This window comes from Rhizobium sp. CFBP 13726 (assembly GCF_014841925.1).
GTDB lineage: Bacteria > Pseudomonadota > Alphaproteobacteria > Rhizobiales > Rhizobiaceae > Neorhizobium > Neorhizobium soli.
Map to the genome: position 1 here is coordinate 745462 of NZ_JACYUU010000001.1, position 16614 is coordinate 762075.

13 protein-coding genes are annotated in these 16614 nt (G+C 60.1%); 5 read left to right on the forward strand and 8 right to left on the reverse strand.

Annotated elements, in window-relative coordinates:
• Nucleotides 1-5: 5 nt before the first annotated feature.
• Nucleotides 6-371 (reverse strand): lysozyme inhibitor LprI family protein, encoded by a 366-nt coding sequence (locus IFT66_RS03660; RefSeq protein WP_192076792.1) that lies wholly within the window; start codon nucleotides 369-371, stop codon nucleotides 6-8.
• 305 nt (nucleotides 372-676) lie between these two features.
• Here IFT66_RS03660 and IFT66_RS03665 point away from each other — a divergent pair, with 305 nt between their 5' ends.
• Both IFT66_RS03665 and IFT66_RS03670 read left to right on the forward strand, forming a co-directional pair.
• Nucleotides 677-2104: a DegQ family serine endoprotease gene (locus IFT66_RS03665; protein WP_092662054.1), complete on the forward strand. Its 1428-nt coding sequence runs from the start codon at nucleotides 677-679 to the stop codon at nucleotides 2102-2104.
• Nucleotides 2105-2117: 13 nt separating this feature from the next.
• The gene (locus IFT66_RS03670; protein WP_184655180.1) at nucleotides 2118-3434 is read left to right on the forward strand and encodes a replication-associated recombination protein A; all 1317 of its coding nucleotides are present in this window, start codon (nucleotides 2118-2120) and stop codon (nucleotides 3432-3434) included.
• A gap of 3 nt (nucleotides 3435-3437) precedes the next feature.
• On the opposite strand, the gene IFT66_RS03675 is transcribed toward IFT66_RS03670, so the two are convergent.
• The 3 genes from IFT66_RS03675 to IFT66_RS03685 all read right to left on the reverse strand — a co-directional run bounded on the left by IFT66_RS03675 (nucleotide 3438) and on the right by IFT66_RS03685 (nucleotide 5378).
• Nucleotides 3438-3758, reverse strand: coding sequence for a DUF1883 domain-containing protein (locus IFT66_RS03675; protein WP_192076793.1), 321 nt, complete (start codon nucleotides 3756-3758; stop codon nucleotides 3438-3440).
• 314 nt (nucleotides 3759-4072) lie between these two features.
• Nucleotides 4073-5077, reverse strand: a complete 1005-nt coding sequence (locus IFT66_RS03680) for a ketopantoate reductase family protein (protein WP_192076794.1) — start codon at nucleotides 5075-5077, stop codon at nucleotides 4073-4075.
• Nucleotides 5078-5159: 82 nt separating this feature from the next.
• Entirely contained in the window at nucleotides 5160-5378 is a 219-nt protein-coding gene (locus tag IFT66_RS03685; RefSeq protein ID WP_062457666.1) for a hypothetical protein, read from the reverse strand.
• A 302-nt stretch (nucleotides 5379-5680) separates the two neighbouring features.
• Between IFT66_RS03685 and IFT66_RS03690 the strand changes: the two genes are divergently transcribed.
• The gene (locus IFT66_RS03690) at nucleotides 5681-6307 is read left to right on the forward strand and encodes an outer membrane protein (RefSeq protein WP_062457663.1); all 627 of its coding nucleotides are present in this window, start codon (nucleotides 5681-5683) and stop codon (nucleotides 6305-6307) included.
• Nucleotides 6308-6532: 225 nt separating this feature from the next.
• Here IFT66_RS03690 and IFT66_RS03695 read toward each other — a convergent pair whose 3' ends face one another.
• Both IFT66_RS03695 and IFT66_RS03700 read right to left on the reverse strand, forming a co-directional pair.
• The gene (locus tag IFT66_RS03695; RefSeq protein ID WP_342344741.1) at nucleotides 6533-7933 is read right to left on the reverse strand and encodes a DUF882 domain-containing protein; all 1401 of its coding nucleotides are present in this window, start codon (nucleotides 7931-7933) and stop codon (nucleotides 6533-6535) included.
• Between the two features lie 405 nt (nucleotides 7934-8338).
• The gene (locus tag IFT66_RS03700; RefSeq protein ID WP_192076795.1) at nucleotides 8339-12163 is read right to left on the reverse strand and encodes a vitamin B12-dependent ribonucleotide reductase; all 3825 of its coding nucleotides are present in this window, start codon (nucleotides 12161-12163) and stop codon (nucleotides 8339-8341) included.
• 1071 nt (nucleotides 12164-13234) lie between these two features.
• On the opposite strand from IFT66_RS03700, the gene IFT66_RS03705 reads away from it, so the two are divergent.
• Nucleotides 13235-13381, forward strand: coding sequence for a hypothetical protein (locus IFT66_RS03705; protein WP_162238148.1), 147 nt, complete (start codon nucleotides 13235-13237; stop codon nucleotides 13379-13381).
• 30 nt (nucleotides 13382-13411) lie between these two features.
• On the forward strand, nucleotides 13412-15052 hold the full coding sequence (locus tag IFT66_RS03710) for a M10 family metallopeptidase C-terminal domain-containing protein (RefSeq protein ID WP_192076796.1): 1641 nt from the start codon (nucleotides 13412-13414) through the stop codon (nucleotides 15050-15052).
• Nucleotides 15053-15111: 59 nt separating this feature from the next.
• On the opposite strand, the gene gpt is transcribed toward IFT66_RS03710, so the two are convergent.
• Together gpt and IFT66_RS03720 are read right to left on the reverse strand one after the other, a co-directional pair.
• The gene (gene gpt, locus IFT66_RS03715; protein WP_062457651.1) at nucleotides 15112-15609 is read right to left on the reverse strand and encodes a xanthine phosphoribosyltransferase; all 498 of its coding nucleotides are present in this window, start codon (nucleotides 15607-15609) and stop codon (nucleotides 15112-15114) included.
• A 94-nt stretch (nucleotides 15610-15703) separates the two neighbouring features.
• Nucleotides 15704-16543: a universal stress protein gene (locus IFT66_RS03720; protein WP_062457648.1), complete on the reverse strand. Its 840-nt coding sequence runs from the start codon at nucleotides 16541-16543 to the stop codon at nucleotides 15704-15706.
• Nucleotides 16544-16614: the final 71 nt, after the last annotated feature.

The following is a 16614-nucleotide window of genomic DNA, read 5'->3' on the forward strand; positions in this document are numbered from 1 at the left end:
AAGGACTAAAGCGGCTCTTTGCTCAGTCCGCTAAACGCTTCCTGCAACTGCTTCATCCGCTCCGCATAGGCCGTCGTCAGGCATTGGACGTCTGCCTCGCAAGCCCGACGCTTCTTCAACCAGTCGCTTTGTTCCTGGCGCAGCTGGTCGCGATTGCCCATGGCGAGCAGGCTGGTCAGGATGTCGAATGTGGTGACCATCTTCACGTCGGCATCGTTCAGCGTGCGTGTGTCGCAGATCACCTTCTCGTCGGCGACCAGATCGGTCTTCTCGCAATCGAAGCTCGCCGCCGCTGCCGGGCGAGGTGCAAGGGAAAGGCCGGCGCTCAGGACAAGTGCAGCCACGCCGGTGGCCGCGAATAAGGTTTTCATGCTGGAACGCTCCTGTGTGCAGTCTCTGGAGCCGATCCCAAACGGCATCGTAAACTCCCAAGGACAAACATGATGCACATGCGCGAGATAGCAAGGATGATGGAGGCTAGGATCGTGCTGAAAAGCCGATGCTTTTTGCGGATCAGCTGGAAGCAGCAACACCCGCCCGCGGGCTTTGTCGGGTACCGTCTTTCCCTGCCTGTGCCAGATACCCGGTCGCAAGGACGCGTCATCGGGTTCCGGGCACCTTTCTTTTGCCGCTTGCGGCGCTACAACGTCATCCAGCAATTTGTAAGAGGAATCACATGTCCAGCACGCTCAAGCGACCGTTCGAACGGCATCTCAGGCAGCTCTTGCTCAGCGTCGTCCTGCTCGCGGCATTGGCCCCCGCTGGCGCCTATGCGCAGGACCAGAAGACGGTGCCGCAAAGCCGGCAGGAAATGCAGCTTTCGTTCTCGCCGCTGGTCAAGCAAACCTCCGGTGCCGTCGTCAACGTCTATGCCGAGCGCGTCGTTCAGCGCCCGAACCTGTTTTCCGGCGACCCCTTCTTCGAGCAGTTCTTCGGCCAGCGCATGCCGAACCGTTCGGAAAAGCAGTCTTCGCTCGGTTCCGGTGTCATTCTCTCCGGCGACGGTCTTGTCGTTACCAACAATCACGTCATCGAAGGCGCTGATGATATCAAGATCGCCTTGGCGGACGGCCGGGAGTTTCCCTGCGAACTCGTCCTGAAGGACGAGAGCGTCGATCTGGCCGTGTTGCGGATTAAGGCAAAGGAAAATTTCCCGGTCCTGCCGCTGGCCGATTCGGACCGCACAGAGGTCGGTGATCTGGTGCTCGCGATCGGCAATCCGTTTGGTGTCGGCCAGACAGTCACCAGCGGCATCGTGTCGGCGCTTGCCCGCAACCAGGTGTCGTCGGGAGATTTCGGCTTCTTCATCCAGACCGACGCGTCGATCAATCCCGGTAACTCCGGCGGCGCGCTGATGAACATGAATGGCGAACTGATCGGCATCAACACCGCGATCTTCTCGCGCGGTGGCGGATCGAACGGGATCGGCTTCGCCATTCCGGCAAATCTTGTCAAGGTCTTCCTGGCGGCTGCCTCCGAAGGCAAGTCGGTCTTCGACCGTCCCTATGTCGGCGCGACCTTCGATGCCGTGACCTCTGACGTCGCCGAAGCGCTCGGCTTGAAGGCCGCCCGCGGCGCTCTGGTCTCGCGTGTCGTCGAAGGCGGTCCGGCCGACAAGGCAGGATTGAAGCCCGGCGAGGTCGTGACGGCCGTCAATGGCATTCCAGTCGAGCATCCCGATGCGCTCGGCTACCGGCTGACGACGGCTGGCCTCGGCAAGGGAGCGAAATTGAGCGTCCAGACGCCCGACGGCATGCGCGACCTTCAGCTAGCACTCAATTCCGCGCCGGAAAGCACGCCGCGCGACGAGCGGGTGCTGGAAGGCCGCAATCCCTTCGCCGGTCTTCGGATTGCCAACCTGTCACCGAAACTCGCCACGGAACTGCGCATGCCCACAGACAAGAGCGGCGTCGTCGTCACCGACGTCTCGCGCGGCTCGCCTGCCGGTCGTCTTGGCTTCCAGCCACAGGACATCGTCGTCTCGCTGAACGGCGAGGCGGTCGCTTCGACGACTGTCATGGAAAAGATGCTCCGCACCGATCCGGGGTTCTGGCGGGTCGAGATCGAACGCAAGGGCCAGCGTATCCGGCAGTTCTTCCGATGAACGGTAAGGGCTGATGAGCGACGACCTGTTTGCACCGAAAGTCCCAGAAGAGGTCGCCAGCAGGCGGCCGCTTGCCGACCGGTTGCGGCCTAAGACGCTTTCGGAGGTGACAGGTCAGGCCCACCTAACGGGTGACGATGGTGTGCTTCGTCGCATGATCGATTCTGGCTCACTTGGATCGATGATCTTCTGGGGTCCGCCCGGTACCGGCAAGACGACCGTCGCCCGGCTGCTGTCGGGTGAGGCGGGTCTCGCTTTTGAGCAGATTTCGGCGATCTTTTCCGGCGTCGCGGATCTGAAGAAGGTGTTCGAATCGGCCCGGCTGAGACGCATGCAGGGCCGCCAGACGCTTCTCTTCGTCGACGAGATCCATCGCTTCAACCGTGCCCAGCAGGACAGTTTCCTGCCCGTCATGGAAGACGGAACGGTGATCCTCGTGGGCGCTACCACCGAGAACCCCAGTTTCGAACTCAACGCCGCTCTTCTCTCTCGCGCGCGCGTTCTGACCTTCCGCAGTCACGACGAGGACAGCCTCAGCGAACTTTTGGAACGCGCTGAGCAAGTGGAGGCAAAGCCGCTGCCGCTCGACGACGGCGCGCGCGCAAGCCTGATCCGGATGGCGGACGGAGACGGCCGTGCGGTTCTGACGCTGGCCGAGGAAATCTGGCGTGCGGCAAGGACGGGCGAGGTCTTCGACACGGTTGGTCTGACCGAGATCGTCCAGCGTCGTGCCCCCGTCTACGACAAGGCGCAGGACGGCCACTACAATCTCATCTCCGCGCTCCACAAGTCGGTGCGTGGCTCGGATCCCGATGCAGCACTGTATTACCTCGCGCGGATGTTCGATGCCGGCGAGGACCCGCTCTATCTCGGCCGACGTCTGGTCCGGATGGCCGTGGAGGATATCGGCCTTGCCGACCCGCAGGCGCTTGTCGTGTGCAACGCCGCCAAGGATGCCTACGACTATCTAGGCTCGCCTGAAGGGGAGCTGGCGCTGGCGCAGGCCTGCGTCTACCTGGCGACCGCTCCGAAATCGAATGCGGTCTATATGGCCTTCAAGGCGGCCACCCGCGCTGCCAAGGAAAACGGCTCGCTTCTGCCACCCAAGCATATCCTCAATGCCCCGACCAAGCTGATGAAGGCAGAGGGCTATAATGACGGGTATCGTTACGACCACGACGAGCCCGACGCGTTTTCGGGCCAGAACTACTTCCCGGAAAAAATGGGCCGCCAGACCTATTACGATCCGCCGGAGCGTGGCTTCGAGCGTGACATCAGAAAGCGTCTCGACTGGTGGTCGAAGCTGCGCAAGGAGCGCGGCGGCAGCTAAGCCTCAGGAAGCCCTGGCGATGCCTGGTTTCTGCGCCTGACCCGGTGCCGCGACGAGCCTCACCGAAGACTCGGCCAGAGCGTGATGCCCTTCCATATCCACCACCAGATGCCAGTGGCCGTTTTCCGGAACGGCGATCCGCAGCGGCGATTTCTTCGCAACGCCGCCGACGAACTTGAAATCGAGTTGTTCCGTAAACCGCTGGTAGTTCGAAGCGGTCATCAGGCGGACGTTGTTCACGCCATTGAGCGTGACTTCGATGATCGTGCCGGCGCGCTGCGGTTTGAGATCATAATGCGTGTAGCGAAAATTCGGACCTGCCATGCTTGCCTCATTCATGCCAGTATATGGGTACAACAATCCTACAGACACCCGGTTAAAGATCTATGGAACCTACTGCGTTCCTGGGTGTTATTTAAGCATGATGCCGACGCGCTGAGCCACCAGCCCGCTGGCAAGACAGATAAAGCAAGGCGATGTTTCCCCCCGCGTCGCCCAAAAACGACAAAATATTTGACCTCCAATCTACCTGGTCCCGCTGTTCCCCGCAGCGGGACTTTTCTTTTTTCGGTTTCGTAAAAAGCTGTCTCTACAAAGACTTGAAGCAATTTCCGGACTCAGGTCGAGAGCGATTTGATTCAGTTTGTGAGGTGCTGGCGGTCCAGTTGGGCGGTCAGCGCAAAGATGGTTTCGCACACGGGCGTCGGCACGCCGGCCAGTTTTCCGAGCGACACGACCATGCCCGTCAACGGCACGATCTCCAGCGCCTTGCCCGCAAGTAGATCCTGGAGCATCGAGGTTTTTACTGGCCCGAAACCTTGCGCTCTCGCAAACATTTCATCGGCGGTCTGGCTGAACCTCGCACCAAAGGCGGTGCCGACGGCCTGAACCTCGTTGATGATTTTCCGAACGATTTCGGCGATATCCGGGTTTGACATCATGTCGATCATCAAGGCGCGGGTGAGGGCGCTGATGGGATTGAAGGCGGCGTTGCCACGAAGCTTCGCCCAGATCTCGTCTCTGATCCGCGGCGTTGCCTTGGCATCGAGATCGCAGCGCTGGAAAAGGTCCACGATCGACGACAGTTCGCCGGACATCTCGCCGCTGGGTTCTCCGAGAAAGAAGTGGCCTTTGCCGTTCAGGCGGGTCTTGCCGGGCTCGATGATTTCCGCACCCTGATACGCGACGCAACCGATCACGCGTTCCGGACCGATGGCGTTCCAGATGCAACTGTCTGCGTCGAGCTCGGGGATCTGCCGGCCTCCAAAGCCGCTCTCCATGTCCCCATGGAAATACCACCAGGGAATCCCGTTCAGGATCATCACGACGCGCGTGCTTTCGCCAATCAGTGCTGCCAGACCATCTGTTGCGGCTGCGAGCTGATGGCCCTTCAAACCGGTAATTATAAGATCCTGTGGAGGCAGACTGAACGGATCATCCGTCGCGGCAATCCGTACGCGGACCGGATCGATGCCCGTGTCTTCATAGACGACATTTAACCCGTTCTCTCGGATTGCCTTAAGCTGTGCGCCTCGCGCCACAACCGACAGCTCCGTGTCGGCTCCTGATCCAGCCGCTATCTTTGCGGCAAATGCACTTCCGAGCGCGCCCGCGCCATATACGCAAATTCTTCTGAACGTCATCTGTCCTCGCTGCATTCCGACGTAAGTCGGAAGCAGTGTAGGGGAGCGGTAGAAGCGAGGCGACCGATAATTTCGGCCGGTCCTAGTGCGAGGGGTTGTTCGGCAGCAGTTCGTTCATTCGCAGTTCGTCGATTGCTGTGACAGCCTCTTCCGCGGTCCAGCCGGCCTTCAGGGCCGCTGCAATCATCCTTACTTCCGCCTCTTCCTCAAGCGCAAGAAACAGCGGCTCGAGCGCTTCCTGGACGGTCAGGACATTCTCCTCCGGCGACGGGACGGACTGCCGTGCGGTATTCGTCAGCATGTGCGGTTCTCCTCTGTGATGGTCGAATCTATCCAATTTAACGACCCCCGAAAAGGTTCCCAAAAAACGTCGATTTTGCGGGCTTTCTGGCATCCCAATATCGTGATCTGAAGATATCGCACAAAGGTCGTTCCGGACGGACGCAGTTAACGATGCGTTTATGAATTCGTGAAAATAAATCGCAATACGGTGCGGGATTGTCCTCGCTATCTGGGCTGGGTTGCCTGGATCGTCCCGCGGCTTTCAGCCGGTTGTATCGCCTGCGCATCCGCCACTTGCAGGCTTTGTATGGAGTAAACGCAATGACCCAGAAGACACTTGCCCTGGCGCTCGTCGCCGCCTTTGCCGCCAGCCCCGTTATGGCTGCGGATCTCACCAGCGCCTATGAGGCGCCCGCCTACAGCGAACCTGCGAGCGAACCGGCCGGTTGGTCAGGTGCTTATGTCGGTGGACACGGCGGTGTAACGTCGCCGAGGATCAACCCGTTTGCCAGCGGCAAGGGCCTCAACCTCGGCGTTCACGGCGGCTACAACCACGACCTGGGCGGCGCTATCGTTGGTGGCGAACTCGATTACTCCTATCTCGGCGATGCCGATGTGAAGGCCCGCGGCGGCAAGCTGTCCGAGCGTCATCGCATGGCCGCCAAGGTCAAGGCTGGTGTTCCGCTCGACCAGACGCTGCTTTACGGCACGACCGGTCTTGCCATGACGAAGTATCGCGATGGCGACAATGTTACCGGCCCGGACGGCTGGAAGCCTGGCCTCCTGCTGGGTGCCGGCATCGAGCAGAAGCTGACCGGCAACATCTCGGCCCGCGTCGAGTACAACTATGTCATGACCGACAACGTCAAGAGCTCCTACCAGGGCGTCGAAACCCGTAAGGACGTTCATGACCACTCGGTTACCGCTGGCGTGAACTACAGGTTCTGATTAATCCGGTCACACCCGGAACGGAAAAGGCTCGCTCACACGCGGGCCTTTTTTCGTTGGAGACTTGGGCTGAGCCGCCTCAACGGTTTGCCTATCGATGTCTGTCGGGAAACGCTGCGAGCCACAACTTCTGCCCCATCGCTCACTACATAAACTCGAAAGGCCCGCAATCGCGGGCCTTTTTCATGATCGCTATGAAAACGATGGGTCTGAACCGGTGGCCGATCAGCCGTCCGACCAGAACCGGCTGTGATCGAACTCTTCGGCAATACCGAGCGGCAGAGGCTCGGCACTGTCCGGCTTGGCAGTCAGATCCGTCAGCGTGCGGCCGACGACGAGCGGCGCGGTCATTCCGGTCGATGCGCCGGGGGGCGAGATCGCCCAGGAGATCAAAACGTCTTCGCCATCAAACTCGTCTTCCGGATCGATCTGCGGCCCGGTGATCGGCAGCGATGCCAGCGAGTGTCTTGGTTCTGGAAGTCCTTTCGCCGGCGCAGCAAGGGCGAGGGCGGGTACGAAGCCCGGTGCAGGGCGAGGCAGCATCGGCATGCTGTTTCCGAGCGCGGACGCCGATGCAGCCGTCGGTGCCGGACCAAGCGAGGCGGTTTCGATGACGGCGGCAGGAGCCGATGACGCGGTTTCAGCCGCCGGACGCAGGCCCGGGGCCGGGATTGCGAGAGATGCCAGATCGGCAAAGGCGGGTACCGGCGCCACGGCAACCGTCGCACGCGCCGATGGCCGTGGCGTCGTCTGCTCGTCGAGTGCTGCAAGCGCGCGGCTGCGTGGTGTTGGCAGCATCGCGGTGATCAGGCCGCTGCCGACCCGTTTTCCGGCACCTGCATCATCGTCGGCCTCGATATCTATGGTCGCACGCGCAATAGCGATCGACTTGCCGCTGCCACGGCGTTTGAGATCGGCCATCGCGACGCTATAGCCCTGGAGCGGTCTTCCGTCGGCGGGAACATGGATGGTTCTGCCGTTCGGGAAGATACGCGCCAGCTCCTGCCGCGACAGACGTGGCCAGGCTCGGACATTGCCGACATCCACATGCAGGAAGGGCGAGCCGGATGTCGGGTAATAACCGACGCCGCCGCCCTGTATCTGAACAGCGATGGCCCGCAGCGTCGAAAGCTTGACGCCGGGAATGTAGAGATCGATCGCCTTGCCAAGCATATGCTGGCTCTTGCGCGCAACCCCGGTGGAGCGTGAGCGACCGCGCAGCATGTTGTTGGTGGCAGGCGAACGATAGGCCGATACGACGTGGATGTAATTGTTGGTGCCGGAACGCTCGTAGATCTCCCAGACGAGATCGAGCAGGTTCGGATCCATTCGCGCCGTCTCGTTGCGGCGCCAGTCGCGCAGGAACCGGTTCATCTGGGCAAGACCCTTCTGATCCAGCCTGCCGTCCCGCTTGTAGGTAATCGTCGCCTTTTCGCCCGTATGGGTAAAATAGAGCTTGAGAGACCGATCCTCGGCAAAGGCAAACGACGCCGATCCCAACAGAGCCGCTACCGCAAGCCCGGCTGCGCCCGCAGACCGTGCAGCCTTGCCGGCCGCTTCCGAGGCGAGGTTCACAAGTGCGCGTGCAGCACCGGGTACAGACTTAATCGACAGAGACTGGGACACGACAAACCCGCTTTACGCAAACTGTGACAGCGGGATGCGAAAACCGCAGCCCGGCGAATACGGGACCATTATGGTCAACGAAAAGCTAACGGGAGGTTGATGGCCGCAAGGCGAAGTGCGGTGACACGGCTTTGTGAAGTGGGGTGGGCCACGCTCGCACCAAACCGGATTGCAGGTCATGCCGTTGCTGGCCGTGGGTCGCCAGCGCTCTAAGCTCGGTTCCTCGCTTTTGGCATACACGGGAAAGACTGTTTCGAGGGAACAGCTACGAACAGCGTTTATTCAGTGTTTGAGGAAAAGGCCGCAAGAAAAATCCCCGCACTGAACATCATCAGTGCGGGGATCAGGTTAGACTAATTTGGCTCAGTTGAGGGCTAGCCGCTCACTCACCAATCCCGTCTCAACTCAGCTGCAGCCGCTCGTTGCGCCGCAGGTGTCGCACTTTTCGCATGTTCCGTTGCGGACCATGGTGAAGTTCTGGCACTCGGTGCACATGTTGCCGGTGTAGCCCTGCATGATCGACGTCATGCGGCGATCGGCTTCCTTCTTCTTGGCTTCCGCCTTGGCAGCGGCAGCGTCTGCCTCAGCCTTGTCCGAGAAGAGGGCGGTTGCGACCTGCTGGCCTTCGTCGGCAAGCTGCTCGTCGGCGATGTCATCTGCCACTTCGCGAGGCCGCTCTTCGTAGTCGCGTTTGAAGGACACGACTTCCGATGTGGAGATCGCAAGCGTGGTCTCGAGCTTGCGGGCAGCCGAGCCGGCAAACGATGTGACGTTGCCGCCGCCGCTGCCGACCGAGGCCTTTGCCGCGGAGCCCCCTGCCGAACCCTTCGGCTCGTTGCCAGCCAACCGGTCGGAACCACCCGAGACGAGGGTCGGCTTGTAGCCGCGCGTCCAGCCGGTGGAGAGAAGGTTGGTCTTGCCTTCCTCGATACCCTTGCCAAGTGCCGTCTGCGAGAAGTCCGACGTATCCACATGCGCCAGATCGTGACGGCCGAGATAGGACACGGCCAGTTCGCGGAACACGTAGTCGAGGATCGACGTGGCGTTCTTGATCGCGTCATTGCCTGTCACGATGCCGGCCGGCTCGAACTTGGTGAAGGTGAAGGCCTCCACATATTCCTCGAGCGGCACGCCGTACTGGAGACCGAGCGAGATGGCGATAGCGAAGTTGTTCATCATCGCGCGGAAGGCGGCGCCTTCCTTGTGCATGTCGATGAAGATTTCGCCGATGCGGCCGTCACCGAATTCACCTGTGCGCAGATACACCTTGTGTCCGCCGACATTGGCCTTCTGGGTGTAACCCTGGCGGCGGTTCGGCAGCTTTTCCCGTTCGCGGGTGACGCGTTCGACAATCCGCTCGACTATCTTTTCGGTGATCGTCACGGCCTGCGCGGCACTCGGCGCTGCGATCAGCTCCTCAATCGCGTCCTCTGCATCGTCTTCGTCGATCAGCGAGGCGTTGAGCGGCTGCGACAGCTTCGAACCATCGCGGTAGAGGGCGTTGGCCTTCAGAGCCAGCTTCCAGGACAGCATGTAAGCTGCGCCGCAATCTTCGACGGTCGCCTCGTTCGGCATGTTGATCGTCTTGGAGATCGCGCCGGAGATGAACGGCTGGGCCGCCGCCATCATGCGGATGTGGCTTTCAACCGACAGGTAGCGCTTGCCGATCTTGCCGCACGGGTTGGCGCAATCGAACACCGGCAGATGCTCGTCCTTGAGGAACGGTGCGCCTTCCAGCGTCATCGCACCGCAGACGTGGATGTTGGCAGCTTCAATGTCCTTCTTCGAGAAACCGATATGCTCGAGCAGGTTGAAGCTCATGTCGGCCAGCTGCTCGTCGGAAACCTTGAGGGTTTCCTTGAGGAAGTCGGTGCCGAGCGTCCACTGGTTGAACACGAACTTGATGTCGAAGGCAGCCTTGGTTGCGCCGTTGATGGCAGCGATCTTCTCGTCGGAGAAGCCCTTTGCCTTCAGCGAACCGGGGTTGACGCCGGGAGCCTGGTTGATGTTGCCGTGACCAACCGCATAGGCCTCGATTTCCGCAAGCTGGCTCTCGGTATAGCCGAGGCTGCGAAGCGCTTCCGGAACGGCACCGTTGATGATCTTGAAGTAGCCGCCACCGGCGAGCTTCTTGAACTTGACGAGCGCAAAGTCGGGCTCGATGCCAGTCGTATCGCAGTCCATGACGAGACCGATCGTGCCTGTCGGCGCAATCACGGTCGTCTGGGCATTGCGATAGCCGTGCTTTTCACCCAGCTGCAGCGCCTTGTCCCAGGCAGCCTTTGCATGGATGACGAGATCCTGGTCCGGGTTTTCCGAGTGGATCAGCGCAACCGGATCGACCGACAGCTGCTCGTAGCCGGAGGTTTCGCCGTAAGCTGCGCGGCGGTGGTTGCGGATGACCCGCAGCATGCTTTCGCGGTTCGGTGCGAAATTCGCGAACGGTCCGAGTTCGCCGGCCATTTCGGCAGACGTCGCATAGGCAACGCCGGTCATGATCGCGGTCAGCGAGCCGGCAATGGCGCGGCCTTCCTTCGAGTCATACGGAATGCCCGACGACATCAGGAAGCCACCAATGTTCGCATAGCCGAGGCCGAGCGTGCGGTACTGGTAGGAGAGCTCGGCAATTTCCTTCGACGGGAACTGCGCCATCATGACCGAGACTTCGAGAACGACGGTCCACAGGCGGACCGAATGCTCGTAATCGGCAATGTTGATGTTCTTCGTCGCCGGGTTCTTGAACTGCAGAAGGTTCAGCGAGGCAAGGTTGCAGGCCGTGTCGTCGAGGAACATGTATTCCGAACACGGGTTCGAGCCGCGGATCGGTCCACCGGCCGGCGACGTGTGCCAGTCGTTCATCGTCGTGTTGAAGTGGATGCCCGGATCGGCAGACGCCCATGCGGCATAGGAAATCTGTTCCCACAGGTCCTTGGCCTTCAGCGTCTTCATGACCTTGCCGTCCTTGCGTGCGGTCAGGTTCCAGTCGCCGTCATTCTCGACCGCCTTGAGGAAGTCGTCCTTCAGCGAAACGGAATTGTTGGAGTTCTGGCCGGAGACCGTGAGGTATGCTTCCGAATCCCAGTCGGTGTCGTAGGTCTTGAACTCGAGATCCTTGTAGCCCTGACGGGCGAACTGGATGACGCGCTTGACGTAGTTTTCCGGAACCTGGTCCTTCTTGGCGGCCTTGATCTCGCGCTTCAGGGCAGGGTTCTTCAGCGGGTCATAGCACTCGTCGCCATCGGCCTCGCAGTTGACGCAAGCCTTCATGATCGCCTTAAGGTGACGGCTGACGATCTTGGAGCCGGTGACGAGGGCCGCAACCTTCTGCTCTTCCTTGACCTTCCAGTTGATGTATTCCTCGATATCCGGATGGTCGATATCGACCACGACCATCTTGGCCGCGCGACGCGTCGTGCCGCCCGACTTGATGGCGCCGGCTGCACGGTCACCGATCTTAAGGAAGCTCATCAGGCCGCTGGAGCGACCGCCGCCCGAAAGCTTTTCGCCTTCGCCGCGCAGATGGCTGAAGTTGGAGCCGGTGCCGGAGCCGTATTTGAACAGGCGGGCTTCGCGAACCCACAGGTCCATGATGCCACCTTCGTTGACGAGATCATCGCCGACCGACTGGATGAAGCAGGCATGCGGCTGCGGATGCTCGTAGGACGACTTCGACTTGGTCAGCTTGCCGGTGAACGGGTCGATATAGAAATGGCCCTGGCCGGGACCGTCGATGCCATAGGCCCAATGCAGGCCGGTGTTGAACCACTGCGGGCTGTTCGGCGCAACGCGCTGGGTGGCAAGCATATAGGCAAGCTCGTCCATAAACGCGGACGCGTCGTCTTCCGACGTGAAATAGCCGCCCTTCCAGCCCCAGTAGGTCCAGGTACCGGCAAGACGCGAAAATACCTGGCGCGCATCGATTTCCGAACCGTAACGCTCGCCTTCGGGAAGATCGCGCAGCGCCTTTTCATCGGCAACCGAACGCCAGAGGAACGACGGAACGTCGTTTTCTTCGACTTTCTTCAGGCGCGCAGGCACGCCGGCCTTGCGGAAATACTTCTGCGCCAGAACGTCCGTCGCAACCTGCGAGAACTGCGTGGGCACGTCGATATCCGCAAGCCGGAAGACGATCGAGCCATCCGGATTACGGATCTCGCTGGTTGCCTTGCGGAATTCGATCTCTCCGTAGGCGCCCGTTTCCGGCTTGGTGAAACGACGTTCGATGCGCATTGCCTAATCCCTCGTCAGTGAGGCGCCACTCGATGGGGCGCACGTGTTCATGCCGGCTGCTCGCCATCATGGGCAGCCGGTCAAAATTTTATCACCCAGTGAAACATCATGGATGGCATGTCTGTATCTTGTGATGGATGGTGGCTGCAAACACTAAATATAGTATTAACAGTTTCTTTCCGCCAGCGCCAGCACCGTTTCAGCAGACCATCGAGCGGCCATGGAAATCCGTCACCAGGCGATCCTCAAGAACCGCCACGACCTGCAGGAAACCCATTTTGACTCGAAAAAGAACCGGCCTCGTTACTCCCGGTCCAGTCGCCGCCGCAACCTGATGGCAATGTCGACCTCCAGGGGAGATTCGTCAAGCCGTAGTTGTTAGTGGTTTCGTAACCACAAGATATTGTAGGTTTGGCTGTGGATAACGGGGAAGAAAAAACGTTGAGGAATCTCAGTGATTTACGACGTCAAGTACCGGACTGCGCGAAGTTCACGCAATTGGACGGCGTTCGCGATCAGGACTGCTTCGACAGTGCGACGCCTGTAAAGCAGGGACTTTGCCTATGCTCTGAAGCATCTGTGTGACACTGGCGACAATTTCGGATTATTTTCGAGGTTGGGAAAATGCGGTTCGCTCTGTTGACAGCCGGAAATGTTTCCAAACGGCACGTCTTGCAGGGGTAAGTCCATCGCTCCGATTTCTCATCCCTCGTATTCCGCAAATGTACCGTAAACGGTTTTCGTATATCTAACCGGGATGGAAGTAGGTTTCGCAAAAAGCGAGTTCAAAAGAGGGAGCCCGTGATGTTCGGCGACGTCGTTGCGCGGCATAGTCGTCAGGCAATCTTTCGCACACTCGGGCTCGCGCTGATCTGTACCTCCGGCTCGCTCCCCGCGTTTGCCGATGCGACGCAACGACCTTCGTATCGTTGCGAATTTGCGCATACCATGGATACTGCAGTTTCGAGATCCGCCTGTAATGCTGTCCGCTCCACAGTCGAGCAGATGACGGGTCGAGGACCTGGTTATGGACAGTTCGTCTTCGAGGTGACGCGCGCTCGCACAAACAGCGTGTCTGCGAGATTGCGCTGGAAGGCAGACGGAGCTGCTGGCTGGCGTTCCGGACCGGTCGTGACGACCGTCGTCTCGGACGCGGCTTTGAATGACGATATTCTGAAGGCATTTGCCCGGCAGCTTGTCGAGGCATCAGGATTTTGAATGGCCACAGGAAGGCCGGGGGAGACTTGAATGGCGACTTACACGGAAGAGACTGACGCAGCGGCTAGCCGTTCCACGGCCTACAAGATCGCTGCCGGCGACACGTTCACCGGCGCGCTGGCGACCGGAGAAGCCGATTGGATCAAGGTATCGCTTACGGCAGGCAAAGCCTATCAGTTCGACATGTCGGGGACGGTCGGCTGGGCCGGTCTGCAGGTCATGGACGCGGACGGCATCGCGATTGATATCGACGAGAACAGTCTCGACACGGACTTCGAGAAGTCGACGCTCAGCGTCTTTGCCGAAAAGAGTGGCACCTACTATATCCGCGTCGGCAGTCACGACGACGAATGGTCAGGCGACTATGCGCTGAAGACGACGGTTGTTACCGCCCCGAAATTCGCAAGCTACGATACGATCGCCAAGCAGTTGACCACTGATTTCTGGACCAGCGACGGCGGCACACCCTTCAAGTTCAATATCGCGGCCGGCGGCACGTTGACCGTCAACGTCGGTGCGCTGACCGCCCAGGGCCAGCAGCTGGCCAAGTGGGCTCTCACTGCCTGGACGGAAGCCTCCGGCATCAAGTTCAAGTTCGTGACCGGTTCGGCACAGATCTCCTTCGACGACAAGGAGGGCGGCGCTTACGGCGGATCGACGTCGATCATCGGCGGTTTCACCACGGCGTCTTTCGTCAATGTTTCGGCAAGCTGGATCACCGACTACGGTGCGGGCGCAGACAGCTACACGATGTCCACCTATGTGCACGAGATCGGTCATGCGCTGGGGCTCGGCCATGCGGGCAACTATGACGGCAACGCCACCTGGGGCATAGACAACCGGTTCGAAAACGATTCCTCACAACTGACGGTGATGTCCTATTTCGACGATCAGGTCAGTGTCTGGGCCGGTGGCTCCGGCACCACCTCCATCACGCTGATGATGGTGGACGTCCTCGCCATCCGCAACCTCTACGGGACCACGGCGATCAGTCCGGGCAACACGACCTACGACCTCAAGTCCGACTTCCTCGGCAAGGATGTCGCGATGAATCTGGTCGATACCGGCGGCAGCGATACGGTGAATTTCAGCTGGGCGTCGGGAAACCAGCGGATCGATCTCAATGCCGAAAAATTCTCGAGCGTCTCGGGCGGGATCAACAATCTCTCGCTGTCGCGGGGCACGGTGATCGAGAACGCGATTGGCGGCAAGGGCGTGGATGTCATCGTCGGCAACGCGGTCGCCAACATCCTCGAAGGTCGGGCTGGACAAGACAAGCTGATCGGCAACGGCGGCAACGACAAGCTGATCGGTGGTACCGGAAACGATACCCTGACCGGTGGCAGCGGCAAGGACACGTTCGTCTTCAGTTCGGCGCTGAACAGCTCAACGAATGTCGATACGATCACCGACTTCTCGGTCGTGGACGATCTGATCCATCTGGAGAACGCGATCTTTACCGCCTTCACCAAGAACGGAGCGATTTCCAGCGGCAATTTCCTGAAAAGCACGTCGCCAACGGCGAAGGACAGCAACGATTTTCTGGTCTACGAAACCGATACCGGAAATCTGTTCTACGATGCCAACGGCAGCAAGTCCGGCGGCTCGATCATGATCGCGCATCTCGATAAGAGCCTGGCGCTGAGCTATCAGGATTTCCTGATCGTCTGAAACCGGTTGCGCGAAGACAGACCGGCACGGGTGGGCCGGTCTGGATGTCGTATGGCAGTTCAGCCCTTGTGGCCCTTGGCGATCGGCTCCTGGTAGGTGAAGCCCATATCCCAGGGGAAATAGATCCACGTATCCTGGCTGACCTCGGTCACGAACGTATCGATCATCGGCACGCCCGACGGCTTTGCATAGACGCAGCCGAAATGCGCCTTTGGCAGCATGGCACGCACCTCGGAGGCTGTCTTGCCGGTGTCGGTCAGGTCGTCGATCACGAGGATGCCAAGCCCACCGTCTTCGCAGAGCTCGGGCGAAATCCCTTTCAGAAGGTTCATCTCGCCCTGGTTGACGTAGTCGTGGTAGGACGCGATGCAGACGGTCTCGATCAGGCGGATGTTCAGCTCGCGCGAAATAATCGCCGCCGGCACAAGGCCGCCGCGCGTGATGCAGACGATGGCTCTGAAATCCTGACCCAAACCGGCGAGACGCCACGCCAGCGCGCGCGCATCACGGTGGAACTGGTCCCAGGAGACGGGGAAAGCTTTTTCGGGAAGAGACATTGGAGAGCCTTGGCTTAGATCTGCTTTGGCTCTCGCTAATAGCGGGAAACGGATGTTTCTGGCAAGGTGGGTAGGACGACTTCGGTCCGACCCTTCATCGCGACAGAAGCGTCAGCGCGGTCATTGAATCCAGAACGCTGCGTGTCGTCCCTCCGAACAGCATTTCCCACCAGCGGGAATGGCCGTAGCCACCCATGACCAGCAGATCGATACTGTCGTCCAAAAGCCGGTTTTCGATGGCCTTGGCTGGCGTCTCGCGGCTACCGATCCGCGTGGTGACAGTGACGTTGACGCCATGTCGCGCAAGACTTGTGGCAATCTCGGTTCCCGCAAACTCGGCCGTCTGGTCGCCGCGCTCCGGCGGGTCGACGACGAGCACTTCCACACTTGCGGCGGTCTTGAGGAAGGGCAGGGCGTCGAAGGTCGCGCGGGCCGCTTCCTTGGAACCGTTCCAACCGATCAGAACACGCTCGATCGGCTTGAAGGCGGTCATCCGGTGGGGAACGAGCAACATCGGGCGACCGCTCTCGAACAGGAATGTTTCGAGATCGGCCCGGTGATCCGAATGCGAAGGGTCGCTCTGGCTTGCAATGATGAGGTCCGCGGTCCGGGCAGTCTCCATCACCGAACTCGCGCCATATCCGGCAGAGGAGACGAAACTGCGCCATTCGCGCGACAGTCCCTCACGCGTGGACACCGTGTTGAAGATGTCGGCGACCATGGCCGTTTCCTTCTGGGCAACCTCCTGCAGGACCTGGACCGCTGCGGGATCGGGGATCTCCATCGGCGCGATCAACGGCACGGCGGCAAGCGTCTCGGCATGCACGCCAATCAGGTGGGCGGAGAACGTTTCAGCCAGGGCCGCGCCGAAATCCGCCATTTGCCGGGCGTTCTGCGGAATGTCGAGGACAGCAAGAATGGTTTTGTAAGCCATGGCGTCATCTCCCTTGTTGACCGGCGCCGGGGAGCCGAAATCCGGTCTCTAATTGTTACGTGATGCCCAGA

Bases quoted from the DNA above. Each gene is read 5' to 3' on its own strand.
- gpt (WP_062457651.1), bottom strand. From the start codon at position 15,609: ATGTCTCTTCCCGAAAAAGCTTTCCCCGTCTCCTGGGACCAGTTCCAC.
- IFT66_RS03660 (WP_192076792.1), bottom strand. From the start codon at position 371: ATGAAAACCTTATTCGCGGCCACCGGCGTGGCTGCACTTGTCCTGAGC.
- IFT66_RS03685 (WP_062457666.1), bottom strand. From the start codon at position 5,378: ATGCTGACGAATACCGCACGGCAGTCCGTCCCGTCGCCGGAGGAGAAT.
- IFT66_RS03700 (WP_192076795.1), bottom strand. From the start codon at position 12,163: ATGCGCATCGAACGTCGTTTCACCAAGCCGGAAACGGGCGCCTACGGA.
- IFT66_RS03665 (WP_092662054.1), top strand. From the start codon at position 677: ATGTCCAGCACGCTCAAGCGACCGTTCGAACGGCATCTCAGGCAGCTC.
- IFT66_RS03710 (WP_192076796.1), top strand. From the start codon at position 13,412: ATGGCGACTTACACGGAAGAGACTGACGCAGCGGCTAGCCGTTCCACG.
- IFT66_RS03680 (WP_192076794.1), bottom strand. From the start codon at position 5,077: ATGACGTTCAGAAGAATTTGCGTATATGGCGCGGGCGCGCTCGGAAGT.
- IFT66_RS03675 (WP_192076793.1), bottom strand. From the start codon at position 3,758: ATGGCAGGTCCGAATTTTCGCTACACGCATTATGATCTCAAACCGCAG.
- IFT66_RS03720 (WP_062457648.1), bottom strand. From the start codon at position 16,543: ATGGCTTACAAAACCATTCTTGCTGTCCTCGACATTCCGCAGAACGCC.
- IFT66_RS03670 (WP_184655180.1), top strand. From the start codon at position 2,118: ATGAGCGACGACCTGTTTGCACCGAAAGTCCCAGAAGAGGTCGCCAGC.
- IFT66_RS03690 (WP_062457663.1), top strand. From the start codon at position 5,681: ATGACCCAGAAGACACTTGCCCTGGCGCTCGTCGCCGCCTTTGCCGCC.